Origin of the sequence: Streptomyces sp. SP18CS02, from assembly GCF_036322365.1 — a bacterium.
GTDB lineage: Bacteria > Actinomycetota > Actinomycetes > Streptomycetales > Streptomycetaceae > Streptomyces.
The window spans coordinates 167,401-192,490 of sequence record NZ_JAQYXC010000288.1 but is presented as its reverse complement, the minus strand read 5'-3'; the positions used below and the strand labels follow the sequence as shown (position 1 = coordinate 192,490).

Below are 25,090 nucleotides of genomic sequence, written 5' to 3'. Positions count from 1 at the left end.
GCTCCCCGTACCGGAGCGAGCCGACTCCGGTGGAGGACCGCGATGCCCCACGTCGTACGATCCCGGGCCCGGGCACTGCCCGGGACCCAGCCCCCCACGCCCACACCGCCCACCGTGCCCGCGGTGTCCGCCCGGGCGGTCCTGCCCGGCGCACGGGGCGGCCCGGCCGAACCCCCGCTCCGCTCCCCCGTCCGCCCCCTGCCCGCCGTCGACGAGAAGGCGCTGGCGGTCCTGCACCGGGCCGCCCGGGCGCTGAGGGAGGAACTGCCCGAGCTGACCGACCGGCTGGTGGACGCCCTGCGGGATCGGGAACCGGCGTACCGTGCCGCCATCGACGCCGATCGCGCCGACATCCGGCAGGAGGCCCTGCGCTCCCTGGGTCACGGTCTCGACTCCCTGCTGCACCCCCGGGAAGCGCGCGACGCCGCCCGCCGCTGCTCCCGGAGGATCGGCGCCACCAGGGCGGGTCAGGGGCTGCCGCTGGACGCGTTGCTGCACGCCTTCCGGCTCGGCGGCAGCATGGTCTGGCAGGGCCTCGTCGACAGGACGGCGCACCACCATCCCCATGACGTGCACCTGCTGGTCCATGTCGCGGCCGACGTGTGGAACTTCGTCGACGAGCACTGCGCCCTCGTCGCCGACGGCTACCGGCAGGTCGAGCGGCGGCTGGCCCGGCGGCACGAGGACCGGCTGCGGCTCATGACGGCCGCGCTGCTGGACGGAACGACCCGCATCGCCGATCTGCCGGAGGTGGCCGCCGCGCTCGATCTGCCGGAGCGGGGCCGGTACCTCGTCGTGCTGGTCTCCGGAGGCGACCGGGCCGCGTACGCCGGTGCCCGGCGGCCGCGGGGACCCGCGGGCACCCGGGCGGTGTGGCACACCGGCGCCGGCACCGAGCGCGGCATCGTGCTGATCGGCGACAGCGGTCCGGCGGACGTGGCGCGCCGTATGACCGGACCCCCCGGCGCCAGGATCGGGATCGGTTCGGCCGTCGAGGGACTCGCCGCCGTGGGCGAGGCCCGCAGGCTCGCCGAGACCGCTCTGGGGATCTGCCCCGACAGCGGCGGCACCGTCCTGCTGGACGACCACCTGCCCGCGGCCCTCGTCGTCCGGGCGCCCGCCCTCGGGACCGCGCTCGCCGAGCGGGCACTGGGCCCGCTGCTGCGCCTCGACGGGACCGACCGCGATCTGCTGCTGGACACGCTCGCGGCCTGGCTGGACTGCGACGGATCGGCCCAGCGGGCCGGCGCCCGCCTCTACTGCCACCGCAACACGGTCCTCAACCGGCTCCGCCGTTGCGAACAGCTCACGGGGAGGTCCCTGACACGCCCCAGGGACGTCGTGGAGATCTCACTCGCCCTGACGGCCCTGCGTCACCTGGACGTCCCCTGAGGGGCCGCCGCCGCGGTGGGCTCCCGTGATCCGTCCGGCGATCACCGCGGTCCGCCGGACGGAGGGACGAGGCAGTGGGCCGGCCCACGACGAGCACGGGCGGCAGGCACGAGGCGACGAGGCCGGCCATCGCGGTGGAGCGGAGCCGGAGCAGGAGCGCCTCGCCGTCATCCTCCGCGGCTCGCCGGCCGGCGGCCTGCGGCCGGCCGGGCGCTGGTAAAATGGAGCCCACGCTTCGACGCTGCCGGGGCCCGTACCGAGACGAGGTACGGGCCCCGGCCCGTTCCGGGCGGCCAGACCAAGGAAGGTTCCCCATGAACGCGAAGCCGTCAGCCACTGGGCGCTCCGGTGCCGGCAACAAGGACCGCGGCCAGGCGCCGCGGGGCGAGCTCTCGGTGCCCGAGACGGTGGTGCCGGGCCTTCCGCCGGCCGGGTCCTTCGCCGAGCTGGACCTGCCGCCGCGGCTGGTCGAGACGATGACCGGGCTCTCGGTGCGGGAGCCTTTCCCCATCCAGGCCGCGACCCTGCCGAACGCCCTGGCCGGCCGCGATGTCCTCGGCCGGGCCCGGACCGGCTCGGGCAAGACGCTCGCCTTCGGTCTCGCGCTGCTCGTCCGGACGGCCGGCCTGCGCGCCGAGGCGAAGCGGCCCCTCGCGCTGGTCCTCGTACCGACCCGGGAACTCGCGCAGCAGGTGAGCGACGCGCTGGAGCCCTACGCGCAGGCGCTGGGGCTGCGCCAGACGACCGTGGTCGGCGGGCTGTCCATCGGGCGGCAGGCGACGTCCATCCGGACCGGCGCCGAGGTCGTCGTCGCGACCCCCGGGCGGCTGGCCGATCTGGTCGCCCGTCGGGACTGCCACCTGGACCGTGTACGGATCACCGTGCTGGACGAGGCGGACCAGATGTGCGACATGGGGTTCCTGCCGCAGGTCTCGGAGATCCTCGACCAGACGCGCCCGGACGGGCAGCGGATGCTGTTCTCGGCCACGCTCGACCGCAATGTCGACCACCTGGTCCGGGGCTATCTGCACGACCCGGTGTTCGCGTCGGTCGACCGGGCGGCGAGCGCGGTCACCACGATGGAACACCACGTCCTGAACGTCCATCCGGCCGACAAGTACGCCACGGCGACCGAGATCGCGGCCCGGGACGGGCGGGTGCTGATGTTCCTGGACACCAAGCACGGCGTGGACCAGTTCACCCGCCACCTGCGGGGCAGCGGCATCCGGGCCGCCGCCCTGCACAGCGGGAAGTCGCAGCCGCAGCGGTCCCACACCCTCGCGCAGTTCAAGGACGGCCTGATCACGGTCCTGGTGGCCACCAACGTCGCCGCCCGCGGCATCCATGTCGACAGTCTGGACCTCGTGGTCAACGTCGATCCGCCCGCTGACGCCAAGGACTACCTGCACCGCGGCGGGCGTACGGCTCGCGCGGGCGAGTCCGGCAGCGTGGTCACGCTGGTCACCCCGGGCCAGAGGCGGGACGTGAACCGGTTGATGTCGGACGCCGGGATCCGTCCCACGGTCACCCAGGTGCGGTCCGGCGAGGCGCGGTTGTCCAGCATCACCGGCGCCAAGCGCCCCCCCGCGGGGGACGGGGCGAAGGGCTCCAACGCCCCCTTCCGGGGTCTGGGTACCTCGACGGGCCGCGCCCCGAAGGAATCCCGCCGGGCGGCCGAGGCTCGCAGGACCGCCGAGGCCAGGAAGGCCGCTCGGGTGCGCAAGGCGCACTGACCGCCGTACGGAGCCGCCGTACAGGCCGCCGTCACGAGCGGCCGCCCTCCGAGCAGGACCCTGCTTCCGCCGCCGGCCGCCTCGGCCCTCGGAGCGGTCCGTCGTCCCCGTCCGGCCGGGCCACGGCCCGGCCCGGCTCGTCGGCCACGGGCAGGCGCCCACGACCGCCGGGGCGCCCGGCCACGTGAGCGGATGGAAACACCGCCTGCCGCCCCGCCCCACCCGGCCCGCCCCGCCCCGACCACGGCGGCCCGGGAGCCGGGCGCAACACCGTCAAAGCTCCACAAGCGCACCCAAGCGATGTCACGGTCCGTCAAGAAAGACCAACGGGGCCTTTTCCGGGGCGTGTTGCCCAAGCCGTGTCATGAGCACCCACTCCGCCCGCATAACGAACACAGTTGTTCATCAGAAGGACAAGAGCTGGTCAAGAAGTTGAACTGCTCCTGTCAACTGTGATCATTCGCTGGCACTCTCGCTCCAGCCGCACCCCCCACCGAGCGAGAGAACGGAGACCTCGTGTCCCCTCGCAAGACTTCCCTGCGCGCCACCACGCTCGCCGCCACCGCAGCGATGGTCGTCCTCGGCCTCCAGGCCGGTACCGCGACCGCCGGCCCCGCCGCGGCGCCCCGCCCGGCCTCCGACGCCCCCTCCGCCTCGGCGCTGCCCCTGAGCGCCGCACAGCGCGCGGGCGCCCTCCAGCAGGCCCAGGCCGGCGCCGCGACCACCGCGCGCGGCATCGGACTGGACACCACCAAGGAGCAGTTGGTGGTCCGCGACGTCGTCAAGGACGCCGACGGCACCGTCCACACGCGTTACGAACGCACCTACGCCGGGCTGCCCGTCCTCGGCGGCGACCTGGTCACCCACACCGCCCGGGACGGAAAGCTCAAGGGCGTCACCAAGGCGACGGAGGCGCGGATAGCCGTGGCGTCCACGGACGCCACCGTCGGTGCCGCCGCCGCCAGGAAGAGCGCCTTGACCGCCGCCGCCCTCGAAGCGGGCGACGCGGCGGGGGCCACCGCCGCCAGAACTCCGCGCAAGGTCGTCTGGGCCGCCTCCGGCAAGCCGGTCCTCGCCTACGAGACCGTCGTCACCGGCGTCGCCCACGACGGCACGCCCAGTGAACGGCACGTCGTCACCGACGCCACCACCGGAAAGCAGCTGTTCGCCTTCGAGGCGATCGAGACGGGCAGCGGCACGAGCCAGTACAGCGGCTCCGTGACCCTCGGCACCACAAGCACGTCGTCGGGCTTCAGCCTCACCGACGCCGGACGCGGAGCCCACAGGACGTACGACCTGAAGGGTGGCACCAGCGGCACCGGCACCCTCTTCACCGACACCGACGACGTGTGGGGCAACGGCCTGGCCACCAACCGTCAGACGGCCGCCGTGGACGCCCACTACGGCGCCGCCACCACCTGGGACTTCTACAAGAACGAGCTGGGCCGCAACGGCATCGCGGGAGACGGCAAGGCCGCCTACTCCCGGGTCCACTACGGCAACGCCTACGTCAACGCCTTCTGGGACGACAGCTGCTTCTGCATGACGTACGGCGACGGCACGGCCAACACCCACCCGCTGACCTCGCTGGACGTGGCGGGTCACGAGATGAGCCACGGCCTCACCTCCCGTACCGCGGGTCTGCGCTACAGCGGTGAGTCCGGCGGGCTCAACGAGGCGACGTCCGACATCCTCGGCACGGCCGTGGAGTTCTACGCCAACAACACCGCCGACAAGGGCGACTACCTGATCGGCGAGAAGATCGACATCCGGGGCGACGGCAGCCCGCTGCGCTACATGGACAAGCCCAGCAAGGACGGCAGCTCGGCAGACTACTGGTCGAAGAGCGTCGGCAACCTCGACGTGCACCACTCGTCCGGGGTGGCCAACCACTTCTTCTTCCTGCTCGCCGAGGGCAGCGGCGCCCGGACCGTGAACGGCGTCAGCTACAACTCCCCGACCTCCGACGGCTCCACCGTCACGGGCATCGGCCGGGTCAAGGCGTACAAGATCTGGTACAAGGCCCTGTCCACCTACATGACGTCCTCGACCAACTACGCCGGTGCCCGTACCGCCACGCTGAAGGCCGCGAGCGACCTCTACGGTGCGACCGGCGCCGAGTACCAGGCCGTCGGCAAGGCCTGGGCCGCGGTCAATGTGAAGTAGCTCCCGCACGCACGTGCCTGCCGGTGCCCCCTCGGGGGCGCCGGCAGGTCCGTCGTCTCCCTCGGCGCGGGCGGGGGCCGGTCCTCAGAGGCTGAAGACGCGGGCGACGAAGTACGCGGCGACGAAGATCACGACGAGGCCGATGACGGCGACCCACAGCATCGGGTGCTCCCACACACCGCCGTCGTGGCGCTCCTCGTGGGCTTCCGCCGTCGACCCCTCCGCCGGGGGCGTCTCCCCGGGTGGCTTTCGGTCATTGGGCATACCTCCATGCTGACCCCGCGGCCGGGTGCCCGCACCCGCAACGTGCCGCGGCCCCGGTCGGCGGCCCCGCTCCGGCCCGGTGCCCCGCGGCGGGCGGTACCCGCCCGGCGGGCGCGTCTCCGGGGCACCCCGAAGGGACCGCCGCCGGACCGGCGGGGGCGCGCGATTGCTCCGTACGGGCGAAGCCCGGCGGGAAAACGGGCGCGCGCCGAGCGGGGCCTGCCACCCTGCTGGTCGACACCGACCGGAACGATCCGGTGACAGGGCGGCAGGAGGACCGATGTCGGGCCGAAGTACACGGGTGGGAGGACGCCAGGTGACGGCTGTCCTCGCGATGGGAGGGGGGCTGATGCTCGGACAGGCGGTCCCCGCCCGGACCGACGGCGGTCGCGGGCCGGGGCTCCCGGCGAGCGGCGGGGCGGCCGGCCGGCCCGCCGGGCCGCCGGCCGACACGGTCGGCACGGCCGCGGAACCCGCCCCCGTCACTCCGGCGGGGACCGCCCAGGGCGGAGGCACGACGGGGCAGGGGCCGTAGCCGCAGGGCCGCCGCTCCCGGCCGTCCGGGCGCACGCCGCGTCACCGTCCGCCGCGGCGGAACCCTCACCACGGACCGCCACGGCGGACCCCACCGCGCCGTATCCGGCGCGCGGTCCGTCAGGCGCCCGGTGTCACGACGTGCCCGGCGACGCCCAGCCGGCCGGCTGGGCGGGGTCGAGCAGACGCCACTGGGCCAGCACCTTCGGGTCCTGCGCGTCCAGCCAGTCGGTGAGTTCGCTGAAGGAGACGCACCGCACCTCCTTGCGCCGGCAGACGTCCCGCATCACGTCCTCGACGGCATCCATGTAGATGCCCCCGTTCCAGTCCTCGAAGTGGTTGCCGATGAACATCGGCGCCCTGCTCCCGTGGAACACGCGCTCGAAGCCGGCCAGGTACGAGTCCCGCGTCTGCTCGCGCCAGAGGGAGTACTGGGACGGATCGCCCTGGGTGAGGCCCTTGGACTGGTTGTACAGATAGTTGAAGTCCATGGACAGGACCTGGAAGTCCTTGCCCGGGAAGGGGAGCATCTGCAGGGGGAGGTCCCAGACCCCGTTCTTCTTCTGCGGCCATATCTGGAAGTCGCCCGCGGAGCTCGCGTCGTAGCGCCAGCCGAAGGGCTTGGAGGCCGGTATGAGGGTCTTCTGCCCCTCCAGACAGGGCGCGCGCCCGCCGACGACCTCACGGGTGGGGTCGAACGGCAGCGGGTCGATGTCGTCGAAGCCCGTGTTCGTCTTCCAGTTCTGCACGAAGGAGTAGAACTGGTCGATCTCGGCGGTCCACTCGTCCTTGCTCCAGTCGCCGCCGCCCTTGGCGCCGCAGAAGTGGCCGTTGAAGTGCGAGCCGATCTCGTGGCCCTCCTTCCACGCCTTGCCGAGCTGCTCCAGGGTGGTGCGGATGTGCTCGCGGGTGGGGTAGGAGATCGCGGCCGATCCCACCCCGTGCTGGGGCGGCCGGTACAGCTTCTTCTTCTCCTCCGGCAGAAGGTAGATGCCGGTGAGGAAGAAGGTCATGTGGGCGCCGCTCTCCTCGGCAACCTTGCGGAACCTGGAGAACATCCGGTCGTCGCCCTCCAGGGCGCCGTCCCAGGAGAAGACGACGAACTGCGGCGGCTTCTGGCCGGGCTTGAGGCGCTGGGGCTTCAGCTGTCCGGGCTGAGGACCGGTGTACGAGGTGGACCCGTCGCCCAGGATCTCGACCTTCCCGTCCCACTTCTCCTCGTCGGCCCCCTTGGCGGCGCCCGTGCCCTTCCCGCCGGTCGCCGACCGTGGCGACGGTGCCGTGCTGGGGCTCGTCGGGGACGCCGTGTCCTCCTGGGCGCCGCCCGTCAGCCGGGGGAGGAGAGTGATCGAGCCGGTCGCGATCAGCACCGCCGCCGCCCCGAGGCCCACGCCGCGGGTGCCCACCCGGGACCACGCCCGCCGCACGGCCGCCTTGTTCCAGGTCATCTCGACTTCCCCTTCTGGGTCTCGGTGGCGCCCTTGCTCCGCGACACCGCGTCCGTGTACTGGTCGAAGATCTCCGCGGGCTGGTCCGGGCCGGCCGAGGATTCCCCGCCCAGGCCCTCCAGCGGCAGCGGCGCGAGGCTCTTGGCGAGGTCCATGCGGTAGACGACGACCGCCGTCGACTCGCCACCGCCGTACCCGACGTACCAACGGGCCGTGTCGTCCTTGGTGCCGCCGCTCTTCCCGGCGTACTCGCCCCGTCCACCGGGACCGAGCGCCTCGGTGACCCGAGCGGCCACGGCGGGGCTCACGGCCCGCTTGGAGCGCGGCGCGGTCAGGGGCACGGGCGCGCCGTTGCGGGTGATCCGCTGCACGGAGTACGGCTCCGTATGGGTGCCCCGGGCGGCGAACGTGCTGTAGGCGGCGGCCATGCGGATGGCGCTCGGCGTGGAGTTGCCGAGCGCGAAGTCGGGCACGGGCGGCCCGAAACTGGCGGGGAGCAGTCCGGCCGACTGGGCCGTGCCGCGCACCCGGTCCAGACCCACGTCCATGCCGAGTTGCAGGAAGGGCGCGTCGGCGGAGTCCGCCATGGCCTGTCGCAGGGAGATACGGCCGTGGGAGCGGCCGTCGAGGTTGTGGCCCTTGACCATCTTGCCGCCGCGGTCCCAGTAGGGCCCCTCCGGCGTTCTGAGGGTGACGCCGTCGTCGCCGTCGTAGACGGTCGAGGGGGTGACCGGGACCCGGGGGCCGTTGCGCTCGCGCTGGACGCCGTGTTCCAGGGCGGCGGCGTAGACGAAGGGGGTGAAGGCCGTTCCGGCCGGGACGGTGGCGGTGTTGGACTCGTTGAAGGCCTGCTTCTTGTGGTCCGGTCCGCCGTGGACGGCGAGTATGCGGCCGTCGGGAGCGACGGAGGCGGCTCCGAATCGGGCGTACCGGTCGGCGTCGCGGTCCTTCGGGTCCAGCGTGGCGCGGGAGTCCCCGACGGCCTTGGTGAGGGCGGTCATGCGTCGCTTGTCGAAGGTCGTGTAGATCTGGTAGCCGCCGAGGGCGAACTGTTCCTCGGTGATGTGTCCCGCGCGTTTTGCGTACGTCTCGGCGAGCTCGACGAGGTAACCGTCCTGGCCCCCCGCGCTGTTCGGCCGGGTCGGTTTCCTCGGTTCGGGGAACGTCGTGTAGCGGGCGCGCTCCTCCCGGGAGAGCTTGCCGATCTCGACCATCCGGTCCAGCGTCCACGACCACCGCTCGACGGCACGCTCGCGGTTGGCCGGCCGGACGGCGGGGTCGTAGAGCGAGGCGCCCTTCAGCAGGGCGGCGAGGAAGGCTCCCTCGCTCGCGTTGAGCTGGGTGACCTCCTTGCCGTAGTACGCCTGGGAGGCCCGCTGCAGTCCGTAGGTGCCCCGGCCGAACCAGCTGGTGTTGAGGTAGTCCTCAAGGATCTGGTCCTTGCTGAGGTGGCGGTCCAGCTTGATGGCCAGCAGCATCTCGGTGAACTTCCGGGAGAACGACTGGTCCTGGGTGAGGTAGACGTTCTTGACGTACTGCTGGGTGATGGTGGACCCGCCCTGGGTGTCACCCTCGCCGACGGTCCGCAGCAGACCACGGGTGATGCCGCCCACCGAGACACCGGGGTCCGAGTAGAAGTCGGCGTTCTCGGCGGCGAGTACGGCCCAGCGGACGTGCTCGGGGATCTTCTCCAGGGGCATCTCCTGGCGGCTCACCCAGCCCGTGCGGGCCATCCGCGAACCGTCCGACCAGTAGTAGACGTTGTCCTGCTGGGTGGCGAAGGAGTTGAGATCCTCGGGTATCTCGGTACGCGAATAGGCAACGCCGACCACCACGGTGAGAGACACCACGGCCGTCAGGAACGACAGCACCAGCTGACGCCATGACGGTATCCAGCGTCGCCAGCCGGTGCGGCCGGATCGCGGGTAGTCCGGCCTGCGCAGGCGCGGCCGGCGCGGCTTTGCCCGCTTGCCTCGGTGTCTCGTCCTGGTCAGGGGCTCTGCCGCGTCCCGCAGATACTGCGCGGCTCTTCTGTAAGTGCTGTGCTCGGTCATCCCCGTCCAGCCATGACTAGGGCCGCACGCAACAGCGAGCACCCGTCCGACATCTGTAAGCGGCGCGACGAATCCACCACAAAACCACCCCCTCAAACCTGACCGAGAGTGATCTTCGCGACGTCACGTAAAGATAACAGGCCCCTCCGACGACCTAACGGGAACCGTTGCCGCGACCGTTGGGGCGGGGGGGGCGGCGGGCAGGCGGGCGGCCTCCGCCGACCGCGCCACGACACCGGGCCCAGCGGACCGGACGAGGACGGCCACCGGGCCGCACGGCGAAGGCGGTGCGAGGACGGCCCCCGCGGGCCGCGGAGCCGTTGCCCGCGCGTGACGGCGGCCTCCGCCCGCGGGCGGAAGCAGCGCGAGGTGCGCCTCCATCGGTCCCTGACCCGCTCTCAGAGCACGCCGGTCGCCGAACGGACCGAACGCGGCGAGCGGTGCACGAGGGCCGAGACCCTGGCACCGTCCTCCCCGTTCACCGGGGTGAAGAGCAGGATCAACGACGAGGGAGCGTCCATGGGACGCAGGGACGACATGGACACCCGGATCGGCGCGCTGCCGTGCGGTGTGACGGTGACGACGCGGGAGGCGGGCTCGTCCAGGGAGTGGCAGCTCCACCAATGACTCAGCTCCGGGGCGTCGACCGCGAGCCGGCTGTACAGCTCGGCGGTGCGCTCGTCCGGCAGGTTCAGCCCGGTCTGGGCCCGGAAGTACCGGAAGACGCTCGCGGCCAGCGGCTCCCATTCGGTGTCCCCCAGCACGTCGCGCATGTGCTCGTCGGCCGCCACTAACCACATCAGGTTCCGGCGGTCGGCGGGCAGGGCCGAGGGATCACCCCAGACGGCCGACCACGCCGCGTTCCACGCCGTCAGGTCGAAGTTCCGGTCGAGCAGGGCGGCCGGGCTGGCGGGCCAGGAGTCCAGCACGGACTGGAGCGCCCCCTCCGAGGATCCGAGGGCGGCGCTCGCGTCGGGTTCGTCGTAGCCGGCCAGCCGCAGCGCGTGGCGCACTTCGGAGTCGTCGAGCCTCAGCACCCGGCCGATGGACTCCAGTACCTGTCGCGACGCGGTGACCCTTCCCTGCTCCAGCCACGTGTACCAGGCGATGCTCACACCGGAGAGCGCGGCGACCTCCTCCCGGCGCAGACCGGGGTTCCGGCGACGGGACGTCGTGGGCAGGCCCACGTCCTGGGGCTTGAGCAGGGCGCGATGGGCCCGGAGGAACGCACCGAGTTCATGGCCGGCGGCGGGGGTTGGCATCTGTCCGGCTCCTTCGGGGGCGCCGGAGGGACCCGGCGGTGTGGACACATCCTGGCGGGATCCACGGCCGGCACGGAGCGTTCCGGAGAGCCGCCGGTCCAGCCGATCGACTGATCAGCCGAAGTCCATCACATCAGCCAGGCGGGCCTCCAGTTCGAGGACCCGATCATGCCTCGCACCGATGATCCCGTAGCGCCACGACCGTCCGTCACCGGGGGCGTCCGCGTACAGCACCACCCCCTCCCCGGTGTCGCGGTTCCAGCCGACGCCGGCCGCGCCCACCCGGCTCGCCGCCGTCTCGAAGTCGTACGCGAGCACGGTGCGCCCGTTGTCGAGGAGCCATACGGGCGGCTCGTCCAGGCCGGCGGAGCGTGCCAGCCGATCGACCATGACCTGGGGGGTGGTGGTGGCCGTACGACGGATGTTGCTCTCCGTGGCGAGCAGTGTGCCGTCCCGGGTGATCACCGCGTCGATGCTGAACGGACCGGCGTACCCGCCGCTCGCCAGGTGGTCCCCCAGGGACGCCCCCCACTGCTCCAGCTCGGCCGCCGCGTCCGCCCTCTCCCCGGCCAGCGGGGACACGTACCCGGCGAACACCCCGTCGACCGTGCGCATCTCTCCGTTGAAGACCGGGCGGACCCCCTGCGGGCCCACCTCCATCTGGATGCTCACGGAGTGGGCCACGTCGAGCCACTCCTCCACGACCCACAGCCCCTCGGCACCGCCCAGGCCCTCCTGGTCGATGCCCGACCACCACGCGTCGGAGGGCGAGACGAACCTCATGCCGTGGCCCCCCGCGGAACGATCGGGCTTGAGCACGGCGCGACCGGAGGCGGCCAGCCGCCGCGGCACGACCTCGTCGAGCCGGCTCCGGGGGCACGCGCACCCCCGCGGCAGCCGGATGCCCAGCTCTCCGGCCACCTGACGGAAGCCCGTCTTGGTGTTGAGCCGGGAGGTGACGTCCAGCGCGGCCGCTGCCGCGCCGACCTCCGTATAGGGGGCCACGGGGACACCCAGTTCCGCGGCCAGGGCGACCGACGAGGCGTCCAGAGCGGTGGGCAGCAGGGCGGCACCGTCACGGTCGGCGAGCAGCGCTCTCAGGGGCCCCATCAGCCCCGCGTGACGCAGGGCCTCCGCCATGGCGGTGCCCCCACGGGACGGCACGTGGACCACGGACACGCTGTCGCCGGGAACGCCGAGCAGATCGAGCGCGTAGGAGGTGAAGGCCCGGCCCACCGGGACAGGCGAGACGAGGACGTCCCCGGCCTGGAGCAGCCAGACCTTACGGGGGGCCTGCGTGGCCCACCGCTCCAGCACGGCGTCCGCCTCCAGACCCAGTGCCAGATCGGAGACGAAATTCGCGTAGACGATCCACGGCGAACGTTGCTCCACACCGCTTCTCCGTTCCCCTCGGGGAGCACCGGCCCACACCGGCAACCTACCTCCGCCGCCCGCCGGCCGCCCGCCCGCCGGGAGTTCCCGCGCGGCCGGGCCGGGGCCGGCGGGTGCCCCGGCGCACGACAGCGCGCCTCCGGGCCGGGGCGACCCGCCAGCGGGGGCCGGCCGGGGGCCGGTGGAGGTGCCCGCGGTGCCCGGCCGGCGCGCGACGGGCCGCGCCTTCGTCGCCTCGCCGCCGCCCGGCGGCGGAGAACGGCGCGTCGCAGCGGCGGCAGGCGCTCCTATTCGGTGGCGCAGGGGTCGCAGCAGGAGGGGGCGCGCTCGACGCAGACGGTGACGCCGTCGGTGTTGTCGGTGGGGTCGGGGTCCTTCTCGGCGGCCGTGGCGGTCGCGGTGTTGGTGGTCCGGCCCGTCGTGGTGGCCTTGGCCCGCAGGACGAGCGTCGCGGTGTCTCCCTCGGCCAGGTCGCCGACCGTCCACACGCCGGCGGCGGGGTCGTAGGTGCCGGCGGAGGAGTCGGCGGACAGGAAGGTGAGGCCGTCGGGCAGCTGGTCGGCGACGGTCACCCCGGTGGCCCGGTTCGGCCCGGTGTTGCCGACCGTGACCCGGTAGGTCACCGTCTGTCCGACGGTCACCGTGGTCGCGTCGGCCGCCTTCACCACGGTCAGGTCGGCAGCCGGCCTGACGTCCGTGACCGCCTCGTCGGACGTGGCCGTCAGGTTCTCGGGGGCCGGCCCCAGACGGTTCTCGTAGGTGGCGGTGGCCGTGTTGGCGATCCGCTTGCCGCCGCTGGCCCGGTCGATGGTCACCCGGTACTCCACCGTGGTCCCCCCGGGCAGGGTCTCGGTGCTGGGCAGACTGCCCGCCTGGGCTCCGGAGGCGCCGTTGCCGAGACGGAACACCACCTGGTTCCCCCGGGCGTCGAAGTACGCCTGGTCGTCGCCGTCGCCGTCGCTCTTGGGTCCGGCGTTGGGTCCGTCGACGACGCGCAGGGACCCCGGCAGGTACGTGGTACCGGGTGGGACGACGTCGGACAGGGTCAGGTTCTCTGCCGCGCCGCCGCCCTCGTTCCTGGCATTGACGCGGTAGGTGATGACGTCACCCACCTCCAGCGGCCCCGCGGGGATGGCGGTCTTGGTGAGCACCACGAGGGGCGCGGTGCCGAAGAAGACACCGTCCAGGAAGTTCCCGATGCCCTGGTTCCCGCCCGCCGCGGAGATCGAGCGGAAGGCGAACCGGGTGTTCGTCTGACCGGCCGGAACGGTGTAGGTGCCCGTGTAGTAGCCCCAGGCGGTGTTGCCGTCGGTGAAACGCCGCTGCTCGACCGTGGAGCCCGGCGCGCCGATGTCGAGCGCCATGGTGTCCTGGCCGTTGCGTCCACGGTGGTAGAGCCGCCAGTAGAGCTTGGAGCCGGGGGTGGTCGGCAGGTCCTGGTAGAGCGTGGCCACCTGGTTCGCGTTGAGTTCGGCGAACTGGGCGCCGTCCGCCGCCGGCACTCCCGAGAAGCCGGACCGCCACAGCTCGATGCGGTGATCGGTCGCGGTGGTGAGCCAGCCCGGCACCTTCTTGGCGGCCTGCGTCTGGGAGGCGTCCGGCAGGATCTCGTAATCGGTGACGACGGGCTCTTCGAAGCTGCCGTTGACCAGTGCGACACGGAGCGGAGCGGGAGGAGGCGTGGACATTGCTTGTTCCCTTCGTTCGGCGCTGGCTGGGAGGTGCCGCCGACCGGACCACGGATGTGTGCCGGGCCGGACCGGGACCCCGGGAAGCACATCGCACAGAGGGAACCACCGAAAGTGACCATGATTCTGCTTCGGCCAATGCCGTTGGGCAGGTTTGCGTGACATATGTACGGAGGAATGCCCGGCGTGTCTCTCGGCGCTCCTCCGGGTTGCGCATCCCCCGGCACTCAGGTCACCACAGCAACCAGGTCCACCACCCATATGGCCGAAACCTCCGGCCTGATCCGCCACGCCCGAACCCGCGGGAGTGAACCTGGTCTTCGACAGGTTGCCGACTCCCCGGGCCCGGCCCGGCGGCGCCCTCGTGCCCGGTGGCCGGCGTCCAGGAATCGGGTGACCATGCGAGCGGCCAGCTCCGGCTTGGTCGCGAACTCCGTCTTGTCACCGAGGCCGGCTGCCCGGCAGCGGCCGGGGTCGCAGGCCCAGGAACGCGGAACGTACAGTTCCCGGGTCGATCGCCGCGTGCCCTCGCGGGGTCGAGCAGGCGAGGTACACGGCTACCTGGCTGTTCTCGACGCGTCCGGCGGTGCCGGTGTACCGGCGCCGGACACCGGCAGTGTCGGTGCCTTTCTTCACGTCGCCGGTCTCGTCGACCACCAGCACCGCCTCGTCGTCGTGCAGATGTTCCACCACGTCGTCACCCACGTCGTCGCGGACCTGGTCGGCGTCCCACTTGGCCCGCCCGAGCAGGTGCTGCATCCGTCCGGGGCTCTGTCCCCGGCCCACTCGGCTCGGCGATGGTCCAGCGGTTCTTGCGCGGCAGGTCCGACAGCAGGCCGAGTGCCGACTTCCGGGCTTGGTGCCGGGATTCGACCCGCGTGAACCGTCCAGCTATCCGGTTCATCAGGCCCTCGAACACCTCCTGCCAGTGGGCAGGGTCTACGCTGTGACCTGCCGCCACCGCGTGATCTTCGGTCTTCACACACCGATGATCAACGGGGGCCGCGCCCGTCTCCACTGCGCGTCAGGGTCGCGCAGCGTCTGTCTGCCGTCCTGTGGCTGGAGGACTTGTGCAACGTGGCGAAGTCTGGTGGGTCCGGTTCGACGAGCGGAGGTTGGTCGTACTGCTGTCAGGAGAGGACACGTCCGGGATCCGGGTGATGCAGGTCGTCGCTCCGGCGGGCGTCGACATCAGCGGTCTGGGCATCGAAGTGATGGTGGGCGCCGGTGAAGGACTGCCGTTCGAAGGCGTGCTGCGGCTCGCGTTCCCGCGTCCGGGCTTCACCCCTTGCACGTGGCTGACCACTGTGTCCCGGGACGACCTCATAGAGCGGGCGGCCGTCCTGTCCTCCGCGAAGCTCAGCGAGATCGACGACGCGCTCCGACTCGCCGAACAAGCGCAGGAGCAGACGCCGGCGACGACCGCGAAGCTCAGCGAGATGAGGGACGCCCTCCGTCTCGGTGAACTCGGGTAGAGGGAGAAGGAGCCGACGACGTGGGTGGTCGGCCAGATGGCCGACGCTGTCCGACTGGCGCCTCGGCGCCCCTCACCATCGAGATCACGATCTACGGCTGGAGTACTGGTCGGCGGTCCCGTCCTTCACGTACCGCTCGCACTCGGCGGCCGCGAGGAGGCCGTCCAGGTCCTGGGACCGGACAGGGCGGTCCGCACGATCCAGCCCTCGCCGTACGGGTCGGTGCTGAGCCGCTCCGGCTCGCCGTCGAGGCTCTCGTTCACCTGGGTGACTTCGCCGGCGGCCGGCAGGGAGACCTCGGAGACCGCCTTGAGCGACTTGACCACTCCACGCTGCCGAACGGCTCGGAGGCCTCGAAGGTGTCCCCGGCTTTCGGCCGCTCGACATGGACGATGTCGCCCGGCTGCCGCTGCGCGAAGTCCGTGACGCCGATCCGCACCCGCCCGTCACCCGTGGGACGCGCCCACTCGTGGCCCCTGGTGTACTTGCGCTCGTCCGGGAACGGAGCCATGCGAAACCCTCCGCAGAGGTCGCCGTTCGAGGCCCCCGCGGCCTGCGGGACGCGAGCCGGTCACAGAGCCTGCTACAGGTCGTGCCGCACGCTCCGGAGCATCACCCGCGCCGGTGAGCCGGGCGCCGTCCGCCGCCGTCCGGAACCGCCGACGCACGCGTGACGAGGAGTCATATTCGGCCAAGTGTGCTCCCTCCCGCATGGAAGGAAGTGCTCGGGGCACCAGCGTGACACCCGTGGCCCACGGCGCCTGACGGTGTGACGAAGGAGATCTGTTGTGCTGATGGCACACCCCGCTGTTCTTGCCAAGCTCATCGAGGAGTACGAGACGCTGAAGGGCCTGCACGCCCAGGCCGACACGCCTCAGGTACGCCGGCGTCTGGAGGACGTGACCTACACGCTGTGTGTCTCCACCGGGACACGGGACGGCGAGTCCGCCCTGGCCGCGGCCCGTCGGCAACTGCGCGCCACACGCCTGGAGGACGACTCCCTCCTCATCGCCTGAGGGCGTCCGCCGACGGTTCGTCGCCTGCCCCCTCCCCCCTCCCCCCCCTGGCCCCTCGCGCCTGCCGCACGGCTGTGTGCGCCGGCCCCGGTCGCCGGCCGGCTCATGGACCCGCCGACCGCACCGGGGCCGGCGGGACGAGCGTCCCGGCCCGGAGACCCGTTCCGCCTCCCTGCCTTCCGGCCGGATCCCCCCGGGCACGATCCGGCCGGGACGCACCGGCAAGCCGGTGGCCGGAACTCGTCGTCCACCCGCCCGGCGCAGCGCGGCCGGGTGGAACGCCGCCCACGCCTGTTACGCGCCACCCCCGCTCGGGGCACCCATCTTCCGCTTGGACGCCGTCCGCGCGTGGCGGGTGGTGTGGTGAACGGAGCGCACAGAAGGGAGTGGTGCGGGATGACAACGGCTCGCCAGATCATGACGGAGGGCGCCGAATGCGTCGGCGCCCAGGAGACGGTGCTCGACGCCGCGAAGAAGATGACCCGGTTGGGTGTCGGCGCGCTGCCGATCTGCGGCACGGACGACAGGCTCAAGGGCGTCCTGACCGACCGTGACATCGTGGTCAAGGTGCTGGGCGCGGGCAAGGACCCGGCGCAGGTGAAGGCCGGTGACCTGGCGCAGGGCGAGGCGGTCACCATCGGCGCCGACGACGACGCGCAGGAGATCCTGCGCACCATGAGCGGGCACAAGGTGCGGCGCCTGCCGGTGATCGACGGCCACCGCCTGGTCGGCATGGTGGCCCTGGCCGATGTCGCCCGTTCCCTGCCCGATGCCAAGGCGGGTGACCTCCTGGAGTCGCTGTCCACGGACTGACCTGCGCCGACCTCCCCGGGAGACCGGCCCGGCCCCTGACCGGCCGATGCCCTGCGGCCGACGACGCGTCGTCGTGGCCGAAGCCCGTGGCCGGCTCGCGAGGGCTGCTCCCGGGGGTCCCCGCCCGGTTGCTCGGCCGGACCCGACGCGCCTTCCGGAGCGGTGCCGCGTCGGGTCCGGCCGAGCCGCGCCTCACGGCGGGCGGCGGGCGGCGGGCGGCCGGCGGCGGGCGGCGGTCCAGGGGGGTGGCGGCCGACGGACCCACGGCCGCGCCGATCACCGTCACCGGACCGTTCCCGACGAACGTCCTGATGTGCCGCGCGCCTGAGCCACGTCCCGGCCCGCGCGGTATGCGCCGAGCGCGCCGTACGCCGCGTGCCCCGGCGCTCTGACCACGCACTGACCACGGGGTCCTGCCGGTACCGGCGTTGCCGTGCTTCGTCGTCGGCCCGGCCTCCGCACGAACCGGGGCGCGCCGGGCACGGCGCGGTTCAGCGCACCCGGCCCCGTGGCTTCAGCGGCCCCGGCGGGAGCTCGGGAGCGGGGAGCCTGGCACCGTCGTAGCCCTTCACCTCACCGAAACGGGTGCCCTCCATCCAGTCCCGCCGCGCCTCCTCGATCTCCTCGTGCGACCGCCCGATGAAGTTCCACCACATCACGATCTCCTCCTCGAACGGTTCGCCTCCCAGCAGCATCAGTCCCGCGTCGGACTCCGCGCGCAGCGGGAGTTCGGTGCGGCCGCAGCCGAGGTAGAGCATCGAGCCGGGCATGACCGGCACCCCGTCGACATGGGCCTCGCCCGACATGGACAGGACGGCGTACTCGAAGTCCGGGTCGAGCGGCAGCTTCGTGGCCGTGCCGCGCGCCATCGCCAGGTCGGCGCCGACCAGCGGCGTGTACGTCGCGCCCGGCGAGAGGGCGCCGTCGAGGGAGCCGAGGATCACCGTGGCCGTCAGGCCGGGGGCGGTCACCCGGGGGAGGTCGGCGTGGTGCTGGAAGTGCGGCTCGACCTGGCGGTGGGCCGCGGGCAGGGCCACCCAGAGCTGCGCGCCGTGCAGGAACCGGGCGTGCGGCCTGGGGCTCTCCTCGGAGTGGGAAAGGGCGCGTCCCGAGGTCATCAGTCCCAGTTCGCGCGGCCGGATCGTCTGGAGGCTGCCGGTGCTGTCGCGGTGCAGCACCTCCCCCTCATGCAGCCAGCTGACGGTCTGCAGGCCCATGTGCGGATGGGGCGGGACCTGCATGCCGGGCTCGTCGGCGATGTCGTCGGGCCCGTAGTGGTCGACGAAGGCCCACGCTCCCACCATGCGGCGGCCGAGGTTGGGAAGCAGGCGGCGCACCTCGGTGGATTCACCGAGCTGGACGCGGCGGGGGCTCAACAGTTCCCGTACCGGCTCCGCGACGACGAATCCGCGGCCACCGCAGACCGAGGGTGTGGCCTGTCGATCGAGATTGCTCATGCGCCCAACCTAGGGGGTGCGGGTGCCCTTCGTGAGTGCCTTGTGAGCGGCCGGTGGCGAGCGGGGACCCGTGCCCCCGGGACCGTGCGAGCCATCGACGGCGGCACACGTCCGCCTCCCGCCTCCCGCCTCCCGCCTCCCGCCTCCCGCCTCCCGCCTCCCGCCTCGATCGTGCGGCCCGCCGCGCCCCTGGCTCTCACGGTCCGCGCCCGCCGCACCCTCCCAAGTTAGTGGAATATTCAACTACTGCCCCTCGTTGAACCGGCTGCCCGCACCGAGAGGGATCGGTTCGGGGACCGAGGAGGGACGCACGTGAACGACACGTACTACGAGTTCGGGACGGCCGCCGAGCGCTGGGACCGCGCCCGGATGTTCTTCGAGGCCAAGGAGTACGGCACGGCCGCGCGCATCCTGGGCGGGCTGGTGGACGAGGTGCCGGAGCAGGTCGCCCCTCGGCTGCTGCTGGCCCGCGCGTACTACCACTCGGCGCGGCTGGGCAAGGCGGAGGCGGAGCTGCGCACCGTACTGGAGCGTGACCCGGTGGAGCACTACGCGCGTCTGATGCTGGGCCGCACCCTGGAGCGCCAGGGCCGTGCGGAGGAGGCGGCGCCCCATCTGCGGATGGCGGCCGCGATGTCCGGGGACGGGACCCCGTGAGGGCCGGGCCCGGCGGTGTCCGCCGCCGGGCCCCCGGGGTTCCCGGCCCTGCTCGAAGCGCCCCGGCGCATCTCGGCGATACGACGGGTAACGAGGTCGCGGTCGATCACGCAGCCGGTGCCCACCACGACGAACCCGAATACGCTCGATGGAGAAGCGTTCCCCGCATTCCACCCGGATTCGTGGATTCCGGGGCACCGGTGAAGCTTGGACCGGGGGAATGCGGCATCGGTGTTCCGCGGCACACCGATGCCGTCACCGCGGGTCGCCCTCGGCGGCCGCGCTCAGCCGCGGTACGCCTCCAGCAGCCGGAGCCAGACCTCGCTGATCGTGGGGTACGACGGGACCGCGTGCCACAGACGGGAGAGCGGGACCTCGCCCGCGACCGCGATGGTGGCCGAGTGGAGCAGTTCGCCCACCGCCGGGCCGACGAGGGTGACTCCGAGGAGCACCTCGCGGTCCAGATCGACGACCATGCGGGCACGGCCGCGGTAGCCGTCGGCGTACAGGACCGCGCCGGCCACCGCGCCGAGGTCGTGGTCGACCGCGCGGACCCGGTGTCCCCTCTCCTCCGCCTCCGCGAGGGTCAGGCCGACCGCCGCCGCCTCGGGGTCGCTGAAGACGACCTGCGGGACGGCCGTGTGGTCGGCCGTCGCCGCGTGGGCGCCCCAGGGCCCGGTGTCCAGCAGGCCGGCGCCGTCGGCCCGGGCGCCGATGGCCGCTCCGGCGATGCGGGCCTGGTACTTGCCCTGGTGGGTCAGCAGGGCACGGTGGTTGACGTCGCCTACCGCGTACAGCCAGTCGCTGCCCTCGACCCGGCAGGTGTCGTCGACGGACAGCCAGGAGCCCGGTTCGAGACCGACGGTCTCCAGGCCGAGGTCGTCGGTGCGCGGCGCGCGACCGGTGGCGAACAGGACCTCGTCGGCCTCGATCCGCTCGCCGCCGTCGAGAACGACGGTGACGGGGCCGCCCGCCCGGGGCCGTTCCACCCCGCTGACCGACGCGTGGGTCCGGATGTCGGCTCCCGCCTCGGTGAGCGCGTCCGCCACGTGCTCCCCGACGAACGGTTCCATCCTCGGCAGCAGGCCCCCGCCGCGCACCAGCATGGTGACCCGGGAGCCGAGCGCCTGCCAGGCCGTGGCCATCTCGGTGCCCACCACTCCCCCGCCCACCACGATCAGCCGGTCCGGCGCATGCTGTGCGCCGGTCGCCTCACGGCTGGTCCACGGCGCGGCGCCGGCCATGCCGGGCAGCCCGGGCAGGACGGCGCGGCTGCCCGTGCAGACCGCGACGGCGTGGCGGGCGGTCAGTACGTGCCGTCGGCCGTCCGGGTCGTCGACGGTGACCCGCTTGTCGCCGGCCAGGCGGCCGTGCCCCCGGAAGAGGCGGGCCCCGATCGATTCCAGCCAGTCGACCTGGCCGTCGTCCTTCCAGTGGGAGACGTGTTCGTCCCGGTGGGCGAGCACGGCGGCGACGTCCAACGGGCCCTGCGCCGCACGGTTCAGACCGGGCACCTTGCGCGCGTCGGCCCGTGCGATCACCGGGCGCAGCAGCGCCTTGCTGGGCATGCACGCCCAGTACGAGCACTCTCCGCCGACCAGCTCGCTCTCGATCACCGCGACGGTCAACCCGGCCGCCACGACCCGGTCCGCCACGTTCTCCCCGACCGGGCCCGCGCCCAGCACCACGACGTCGTACTCCTGCGTTTCGGTCATGGACGACAGTCTGCTGGGGCGTGTGACGCGTGGCCACATGGGCAGGCGGAATAGCGCGACCCCGGGCACCGTTCGTACGGGGGCGAGAGCAGGTCCGCCCGGGGCGCGAGCAGCCCGACCGGGCGGACACCGCGGCAGCGACGAGCCGATACCGGGAAGAGGTAGGCAGAATGAGCACTGTTGAGCTCACCAAGGACAACTTCGATCAGGTCGTCAGCGACAACGACTTCGTCCTGATCGACTTCTGGGCTTCCTGGTGTGGTCCGTGCCGACAGTTCGCCCCGGTCTACGAGCAGGCGTCCGAGCGCCACGACGACCTCGTGTTCGCCAAGGTGGACACCGAGGCGCAGCAGGAGCTGGCCGCCGCCTTCGAGATCCGGTCGATCCCGACCCTGATGATCGTGCGCGACAACGTCGCCGTCTTCGCCCAGCCCGGCGCACTGCCCGAGGCCGCCCTGGAGGACGTCATCGGACAGGCCCGCAAGCTGGACATGGACGAGGTGCGCAAGTCGATCGCGCAGCAGACCGGAGCCGAGGGCGGCCCGCAGCCCCAGGGCTGACCCGGCCGGCCCTCCTCCCCGCAGCGCACGCCGGCCCCGGGCCCGACTCTACGCACGCCGGCCCCGGGCCCGATTCCACGGGCCGCGCCGTACGGCCCCGGCGCGGACCGCGCCGGGGCTCCGCCCCGCACCGACCACGGCGTCGGGTGCGGGGCGCGGTCGTTCCTACCGGTCGCGTGCCGCCGGCCGTCAGCGCTCCAGCACCAGTGCCAGCCCCTGGCCGACCCCGATGCAGAGCGCCGCGAGGCCCGTGCCCGAACCGGCCGCGGCCAGCTGGTGGGCGACGGATCCGGCGAGGCGCGCGCCCGACGCGCCGAGCGGATGCCCGATGGCGATGGCGCCGCCCCGGGGATTGACCACGGCCGGGTCGAGCTCCGGCCACTCGGCGAGACAGCCCAGCGCCTGGGCGGCGAACGCCTCGTTGAGTTCGAACGTGATCAGGTCGGCGAAGGACCGGTCCGCCCTGGCCAGGGCCCGCCGGACCGCCTCCACCGGACCCAGGCCGAAGAGCTGGGGTTCGACGCCCGTCACGGCGGAGGCGCGGATCCGGGCGAGCGGCTCCCGGCCGCACTCCCGCAGGCCCTCCTCGTCGACCAGCAGCAGGGCCGCGGCGCCGTCGTTGAGCGGCGAGGCGTTCCCCGCCGTCACCGTGCCCGTGGGGCGGAAGGACGGCTTCAGCTTGGCGAGGGCCTCCATGGACGTGCTGTCGCGGATGCACTCGTCCCGGGCCAGGGACACCCCTTCGTACGGCACGACTTCGCCGTCGTACAGCCCCTTCTCCCACGCCTCGGCGGCCTTGCGGTGGCTGGCCAGGGCGAAGGCGTCCTGCCGCTCGCGGGTGATCGCGTGCTTGTCGGCGACGAGCTCGGCGCCTTCACCCAGCGCCACGGTCCACTCGGCGGGCATCTCCGGGTTGGTCATGCGCCAGCCCAAAGTGGTCGAGTGGAGCTGCTGATGTCCGGCGGGAAAGGCCCGCTCCGGCTTCTGGAGCACCCACGGGGCGCGGGACATCGACTCGACGCCGCCCGCGAGGACCACGGACGCATCGCCCACGGCGATCGCCCGGGCCGCCTGGATCACCGCTTCCAGACCGGACCCGCAGAGCCGGTTGACGGTGACACCCGGCACCGAGACGGGCAGACCCGCGAGGAGCACGGCCATGCGGGCGACGTTGCGGTTGTCCTCGCCCGCGCCGTTCGCGTCGCCGAAGAAGACGTCGTCCACCCGGGCCGGATCCAGTGCCGGGGTGCGGTCCACGAGCGCCTTGACGACGTGCCCGGCCAGATCATCGGGCCGCACGGAGGAGAGCGCGCCCCCGAATCTGCCGATCGGCGTGCGGACGGCGTCGACGATGTAGACGTCGCGGATGGTCATCGTGTTCTCTCCCAGTACCTCGGGTGTTCGCCCAGTGAACTATCGTTCACCCTGGCCTGGGCCGAGTCTCCGTGCGGAGGCGGCCGCTGTCAACGGCCTCGGGAGGATCACATGCCGGATACATCGGTCGGCCCGCTGGAGCGCGGTCTCGCCGTGTTGCGGGCCCTCGCCGCGCCGGAGGCCCCGGACCGGGTGCGGCACGGTGATCTCGTACGGGTCACCGGTCTGGCCCGCTCCACGGTGGACCGGGTGATCTCCACCCTCGGCCTGCTCGGACTGGTGCGCAGCGACGGCCGGGAGGCAGCCGTCGCGCCTCCGCTGCTGCGGCTGGCCGGGGCCTACCTGTCGGCCTGCGGGATCCCGGCGGCGCTCGGCCCGGCGGCCGAGCGGCTGGCCGACGAGCTCGACGAGTCGGTGTCCGTCGCGGTACCGGACGGGGACGGGGTGCGTTTCGTCCGCCAGAGCGCGCGGCGGCGGGCCGTGTCGCCCGCCTTCCGCCTCGGCGAGCTGGTGCCTGGTGAGCGGTGCGCACCGGGGGCGCTCTTCGCCGGCCTGCCGGACGGTGCGGGGACGACGGTGCGGGAGGGCGGGTTCCGGGAGCGGGTCGCGGCCGCCGCGCGGGACGGCTGGGCCGTCGACGACCAGCTGCTGGAGCCGGGGCTGGTGGCCCTCGCGGTGCCGGTACGGGACGGGGCGGGGCGAACGGTGTGCGCGGTGAGCGTCGCCAGCCATACGAGCAGGCACTCACCGGCGTCGCTGCGCGAGGCCGCGCTGCCCCGGCTGAACGCCGTGCGCGACGAGCTGGAGGCGTCACTGGCGGCCCGGCGTACGGCCGCCGGACCCGCGGACGTACGGGAGGGCCGGCCCGGGGGCCCCGGGAACGGCCCGGCACAGGAACGGGACGCCTCGGCGGATCTACGCGACGGCGTGACGGAGGAACGGGAGGCGAGGCCCGGCGGCGCACACGACGGTTCCCTCGCCGTACGGGACACCTCCCTGGACGGCAAGCGCGAACTGGGCGCGGGCTTCCTGCAGTCGCTGGCGCGCGGTCTCGCGGTCATGGAGGCCCTGGGCGCGGACCGGGGCGAGGGGATGACGCTCGCGGCGGTCGCCCGGGCGACGGGGCTGGCCCGCGCGACGGCGCGCCGTTCGTTGCTGACGCTGGCCGGGGAGGGGTACGCGACCTGCGAGGGGGGCCGTTTCCGGCTGCTGCCACGGGTGCTGGAGCTGGGCTGTGCCCGGCTCTCCGGACTGGGGACGGCCGAGCTGGCCCAGCCGCACCTGGTGCGCCTGGTCGAGCGGGTCGGCGAATCGGCGTCCCTCGCGGTGCTCGACGGGACGGACATCCGCTACGTGGCCCGTGTCCCCACCGTGCGCATCATGAGCGTCGACATCACCGTGGGGACGCGCTTCCCGGCGTACGCGACGTCGATGGGGCGCGTCCTGCTCGCGGGCCTCTCCCCCGCCGAACGGCCGCCCCTGCCCGCGCGGTCACCGGCCCTGACCCGGCACACCGTGACCTCGGGCGCCGCTCTGGAGCGGATCGTGGCACGGGCGGCGGCCGACGGTCACGCCGTGGTGGACGAGGAGCTGGAGGACGGTCTGCGGTCGCTGGCCGTCCCCGTGCGCGACGCTCACGGCAGGGTCGTGGCGGCGCTGAACGTGGCGCGGCACGCCGGCGTGGGAACGGCGGATTCGATGCGGGACGAGTTGCTGCCCGCCCTGCGGGAGACCGCTCGCGAGATCGAGACGGACCTGCGGGCTCTCGGCGCGCTGGGCTGGACGACGCCGGGTCAGTACCGGTCCGAGACGCGCGCCGACAGGCCGTAGTCCAGCTCCGCCCCGTCCACCAGCAGCGCCTCGACGGTGCGGGTGCCGGGGTCGATGTCGGCCTCCATGCCGTCCCCCACGTAGCGGGGGTATCCGGACGCCCCCGTCCGTCCGGTGGCCCGGACGACGGCCGAGCGGATCGCGCTCTGCGCGAGGTGCGCCGCGTCGCGTCCTTCGATGTGCTCGGGTACCACCAGGATCTCGAAGCGCTGCGGATCTGTGCTCATGCAGGCGACGCTAGAGACGTTCCTCCGTGCGCG

Annotated in this window: 21 protein-coding genes and 1 pseudogene; 9 read left to right on the top strand and 13 right to left on the bottom strand. The window is 73.0% G+C overall.

Features of this window, described 5'->3' with window-relative positions; translation table 11 throughout:
• The first annotated feature begins 42 nt into the window (after window positions 1-42).
• The 3 genes from PUR26_RS19360 (at window position 43) to PUR26_RS19350 (ending at window position 5,291) form a co-directional block, all read left to right on the top strand.
• On the top strand, window positions 43-1,392 hold the full coding sequence (locus PUR26_RS19360) for a PucR family transcriptional regulator (RefSeq protein ID WP_329873666.1): 1,350 nt from the start codon (window positions 43-45) through the stop codon (window positions 1,390-1,392).
• Between the two features lie 314 nt (window positions 1,393-1,706).
• The gene (locus PUR26_RS19355) at window positions 1,707-3,125 is read left to right on the top strand and encodes a DEAD/DEAH box helicase (RefSeq protein ID WP_329873665.1); all 1,419 of its coding nucleotides are present in this window, start codon (window positions 1,707-1,709) and stop codon (window positions 3,123-3,125) included.
• 516 nt (window positions 3,126-3,641) lie between these two features.
• On the top strand, window positions 3,642-5,291 hold the full coding sequence (locus tag PUR26_RS19350; RefSeq protein ID WP_443077109.1) for a M4 family metallopeptidase: 1,650 nt from the start codon (window positions 3,642-3,644) through the stop codon (window positions 5,289-5,291).
• Window positions 5,292-5,375: 84 nt separating this feature from the next.
• Here the strand turns inward: PUR26_RS19350 and PUR26_RS19345 are convergent, their stop codons facing one another.
• From PUR26_RS19345 to PUR26_RS19315, 7 genes and pseudogenes are all read right to left on the bottom strand, one after another.
• Window positions 5,376-5,555, bottom strand: a complete 180-nt coding sequence (locus PUR26_RS19345; RefSeq protein WP_329873664.1) for a DUF6480 family protein — start codon at window positions 5,553-5,555, stop codon at window positions 5,376-5,378.
• A 668-nt stretch (window positions 5,556-6,223) separates the two neighbouring features.
• On the bottom strand, window positions 6,224-7,537 hold the full coding sequence (locus tag PUR26_RS19340; RefSeq protein ID WP_329873663.1) for a hypothetical protein: 1,314 nt from the start codon (window positions 7,535-7,537) through the stop codon (window positions 6,224-6,226).
• Complete coding sequence (locus PUR26_RS19335; protein ID WP_329873662.1) at window positions 7,534-9,591, bottom strand: transglycosylase domain-containing protein; 2,058 nt, start codon at window positions 9,589-9,591, stop codon at window positions 7,534-7,536. Before PUR26_RS19335 ends, PUR26_RS19340 begins: the two co-directional genes overlap by 4 nt.
• Window positions 9,592-9,989: 398 nt before the next feature.
• On the bottom strand, window positions 9,990-10,853 hold the full coding sequence (locus PUR26_RS19330; RefSeq protein WP_329873661.1) for a helix-turn-helix transcriptional regulator: 864 nt from the start codon (window positions 10,851-10,853) through the stop codon (window positions 9,990-9,992).
• Window positions 10,854-10,967: 114 nt separating this feature from the next.
• Window positions 10,968-12,245 carry a peptide ligase PGM1-related protein gene (locus tag PUR26_RS19325; RefSeq protein WP_329873660.1) on the bottom strand — a complete coding sequence of 426 codons (1,278 nt, stop codon included), beginning with the start codon at window positions 12,243-12,245 and terminating at the stop codon, window positions 10,968-10,970.
• 287 nt (window positions 12,246-12,532) lie between these two features.
• Window positions 12,533-13,933 (bottom strand): DUF7507 domain-containing protein, encoded by a 1,401-nt coding sequence (locus PUR26_RS19320; protein WP_329873659.1) that lies wholly within the window; start codon window positions 13,931-13,933, stop codon window positions 12,533-12,535.
• 365 nt (window positions 13,934-14,298) lie between these two features.
• A pseudogene (locus tag PUR26_RS19315) lies at window positions 14,299-14,894 on the bottom strand (IS701 family transposase); the annotation flags it as partial.
• A 109-nt stretch (window positions 14,895-15,003) separates the two neighbouring features.
• Here PUR26_RS19315 and PUR26_RS19310 point away from each other — a divergent pair.
• Window positions 15,004-15,408: a type II toxin-antitoxin system PemK/MazF family toxin gene (locus PUR26_RS19310; RefSeq protein ID WP_329873658.1), complete on the top strand. Its 405-nt coding sequence runs from the start codon at window positions 15,004-15,006 to the stop codon at window positions 15,406-15,408.
• Between the two features lie 125 nt (window positions 15,409-15,533).
• On the opposite strand, the gene PUR26_RS19305 is transcribed toward PUR26_RS19310, so the two are convergent.
• Window positions 15,534-15,734, bottom strand: a complete 201-nt coding sequence (locus tag PUR26_RS19305; protein ID WP_329873657.1) for a hypothetical protein — start codon at window positions 15,732-15,734, stop codon at window positions 15,534-15,536.
• Window positions 15,668-15,919 carry a glycine cleavage system protein H gene (locus PUR26_RS34710; RefSeq protein WP_443077108.1) on the bottom strand — a complete coding sequence of 84 codons (252 nt, stop codon included), beginning with the start codon at window positions 15,917-15,919 and terminating at the stop codon, window positions 15,668-15,670. The genes PUR26_RS19305 and PUR26_RS34710 overlap by 67 nt, the downstream gene beginning before the upstream one ends.
• 277 nt (window positions 15,920-16,196) lie before the next feature.
• On the opposite strand from PUR26_RS34710, the gene PUR26_RS19300 reads away from it, so the two are divergent.
• Together PUR26_RS19300 and PUR26_RS19295 are read left to right on the top strand one after the other, a co-directional pair.
• The gene (locus PUR26_RS19300) at window positions 16,197-16,424 is read left to right on the top strand and encodes a DUF5133 domain-containing protein (RefSeq protein ID WP_329873656.1); all 228 of its coding nucleotides are present in this window, start codon (window positions 16,197-16,199) and stop codon (window positions 16,422-16,424) included.
• Between the two features lie 396 nt (window positions 16,425-16,820).
• Window positions 16,821-17,237 (top strand): CBS domain-containing protein, encoded by a 417-nt coding sequence (locus tag PUR26_RS19295; RefSeq protein ID WP_329873655.1) that lies wholly within the window; start codon window positions 16,821-16,823, stop codon window positions 17,235-17,237.
• Window positions 17,238-17,728: 491 nt separating this feature from the next.
• On the opposite strand, the gene PUR26_RS19290 is transcribed toward PUR26_RS19295, so the two are convergent.
• Complete coding sequence (locus PUR26_RS19290) at window positions 17,729-18,694, bottom strand: pirin family protein (RefSeq protein WP_329873654.1); 966 nt, start codon at window positions 18,692-18,694, stop codon at window positions 17,729-17,731.
• A gap of 312 nt (window positions 18,695-19,006) precedes the next feature.
• Between PUR26_RS19290 and PUR26_RS19285 the strand changes: the two genes are divergently transcribed.
• On the top strand, window positions 19,007-19,351 hold the full coding sequence (locus PUR26_RS19285) for a tetratricopeptide repeat protein (protein ID WP_329873653.1): 345 nt from the start codon (window positions 19,007-19,009) through the stop codon (window positions 19,349-19,351).
• Window positions 19,352-19,635: 284 nt separating this feature from the next.
• On the opposite strand, the gene PUR26_RS19280 is transcribed toward PUR26_RS19285, so the two are convergent.
• Window positions 19,636-21,066: a dihydrolipoyl dehydrogenase family protein gene (locus PUR26_RS19280; protein WP_329873652.1), complete on the bottom strand. Its 1,431-nt coding sequence runs from the start codon at window positions 21,064-21,066 to the stop codon at window positions 19,636-19,638.
• A gap of 170 nt (window positions 21,067-21,236) precedes the next feature.
• Here PUR26_RS19280 and trxA point away from each other — a divergent pair, with 170 nt between their 5' ends.
• Complete coding sequence (gene trxA / locus PUR26_RS19275; RefSeq protein WP_329873651.1) at window positions 21,237-21,626, top strand: thioredoxin; 390 nt, start codon at window positions 21,237-21,239, stop codon at window positions 21,624-21,626.
• 189 nt (window positions 21,627-21,815) lie between these two features.
• Here trxA and PUR26_RS19270 read toward each other — a convergent pair whose 3' ends face one another.
• Entirely contained in the window at window positions 21,816-23,000 is a 1,185-nt protein-coding gene (locus tag PUR26_RS19270; protein ID WP_329873650.1) for a thiolase family protein, read from the bottom strand.
• A 111-nt stretch (window positions 23,001-23,111) separates the two neighbouring features.
• On the opposite strand from PUR26_RS19270, the gene PUR26_RS19265 reads away from it, so the two are divergent.
• On the top strand, window positions 23,112-24,830 hold the full coding sequence (locus PUR26_RS19265; RefSeq protein ID WP_329873649.1) for an IclR family transcriptional regulator domain-containing protein: 1,719 nt from the start codon (window positions 23,112-23,114) through the stop codon (window positions 24,828-24,830).
• Here PUR26_RS19265 and PUR26_RS19260 read toward each other — a convergent pair.
• Complete coding sequence (locus tag PUR26_RS19260) at window positions 24,794-25,057, bottom strand: hypothetical protein (RefSeq protein WP_329873648.1); 264 nt, start codon at window positions 25,055-25,057, stop codon at window positions 24,794-24,796. The genes PUR26_RS19265 and PUR26_RS19260 overlap by 37 nt on opposite strands.
• Window positions 25,058-25,090 lie beyond the last annotated feature (33 nt).

Coding starts and splice junctions, on each gene's coding strand:
- PUR26_RS19360 (WP_329873666.1), top strand. CDS start 43: ATGCCCCACGTCGTACGATCCCGGGCCCGGGCACTGCCCGGGACCCAG.
- PUR26_RS19355 (WP_329873665.1), top strand. CDS start 1,707: ATGAACGCGAAGCCGTCAGCCACTGGGCGCTCCGGTGCCGGCAACAAG.
- PUR26_RS19345 (WP_329873664.1), bottom strand. CDS start 5,555: ATGCCCAATGACCGAAAGCCACCCGGGGAGACGCCCCCGGCGGAGGGG.
- PUR26_RS19340 (WP_329873663.1), bottom strand. CDS start 7,537: ATGACCTGGAACAAGGCGGCCGTGCGGCGGGCGTGGTCCCGGGTGGGC.
- PUR26_RS19335 (WP_329873662.1), bottom strand. CDS start 9,591: ATGACCGAGCACAGCACTTACAGAAGAGCCGCGCAGTATCTGCGGGAC.
- PUR26_RS19330 (WP_329873661.1), bottom strand. CDS start 10,853: ATGCCAACCCCCGCCGCCGGCCATGAACTCGGTGCGTTCCTCCGGGCC.
- PUR26_RS19320 (WP_329873659.1), bottom strand. CDS start 13,933: ATGTCCACGCCTCCTCCCGCTCCGCTCCGTGTCGCACTGGTCAACGGC.
- PUR26_RS34710 (WP_443077108.1), bottom strand. CDS start 15,919: ATGGCTCCGTTCCCGGACGAGCGCAAGTACACCAGGGGCCACGAGTGG.
- PUR26_RS19295 (WP_329873655.1), top strand. CDS start 16,821: ATGACAACGGCTCGCCAGATCATGACGGAGGGCGCCGAATGCGTCGGC.
- PUR26_RS19290 (WP_329873654.1), bottom strand. CDS start 18,694: ATGAGCAATCTCGATCGACAGGCCACACCCTCGGTCTGCGGTGGCCGC.
- PUR26_RS19280 (WP_329873652.1), bottom strand. CDS start 21,066: ATGACCGAAACGCAGGAGTACGACGTCGTGGTGCTGGGCGCGGGCCCG.
- trxA (WP_329873651.1), top strand. CDS start 21,237: ATGAGCACTGTTGAGCTCACCAAGGACAACTTCGATCAGGTCGTCAGC.
- PUR26_RS19270 (WP_329873650.1), bottom strand. CDS start 23,000: ATGACCATCCGCGACGTCTACATCGTCGACGCCGTCCGCACGCCGATC.
- PUR26_RS19265 (WP_329873649.1), top strand. CDS start 23,112: ATGCCGGATACATCGGTCGGCCCGCTGGAGCGCGGTCTCGCCGTGTTG.
- PUR26_RS19260 (WP_329873648.1), bottom strand. CDS start 25,057: ATGAGCACAGATCCGCAGCGCTTCGAGATCCTGGTGGTACCCGAGCAC.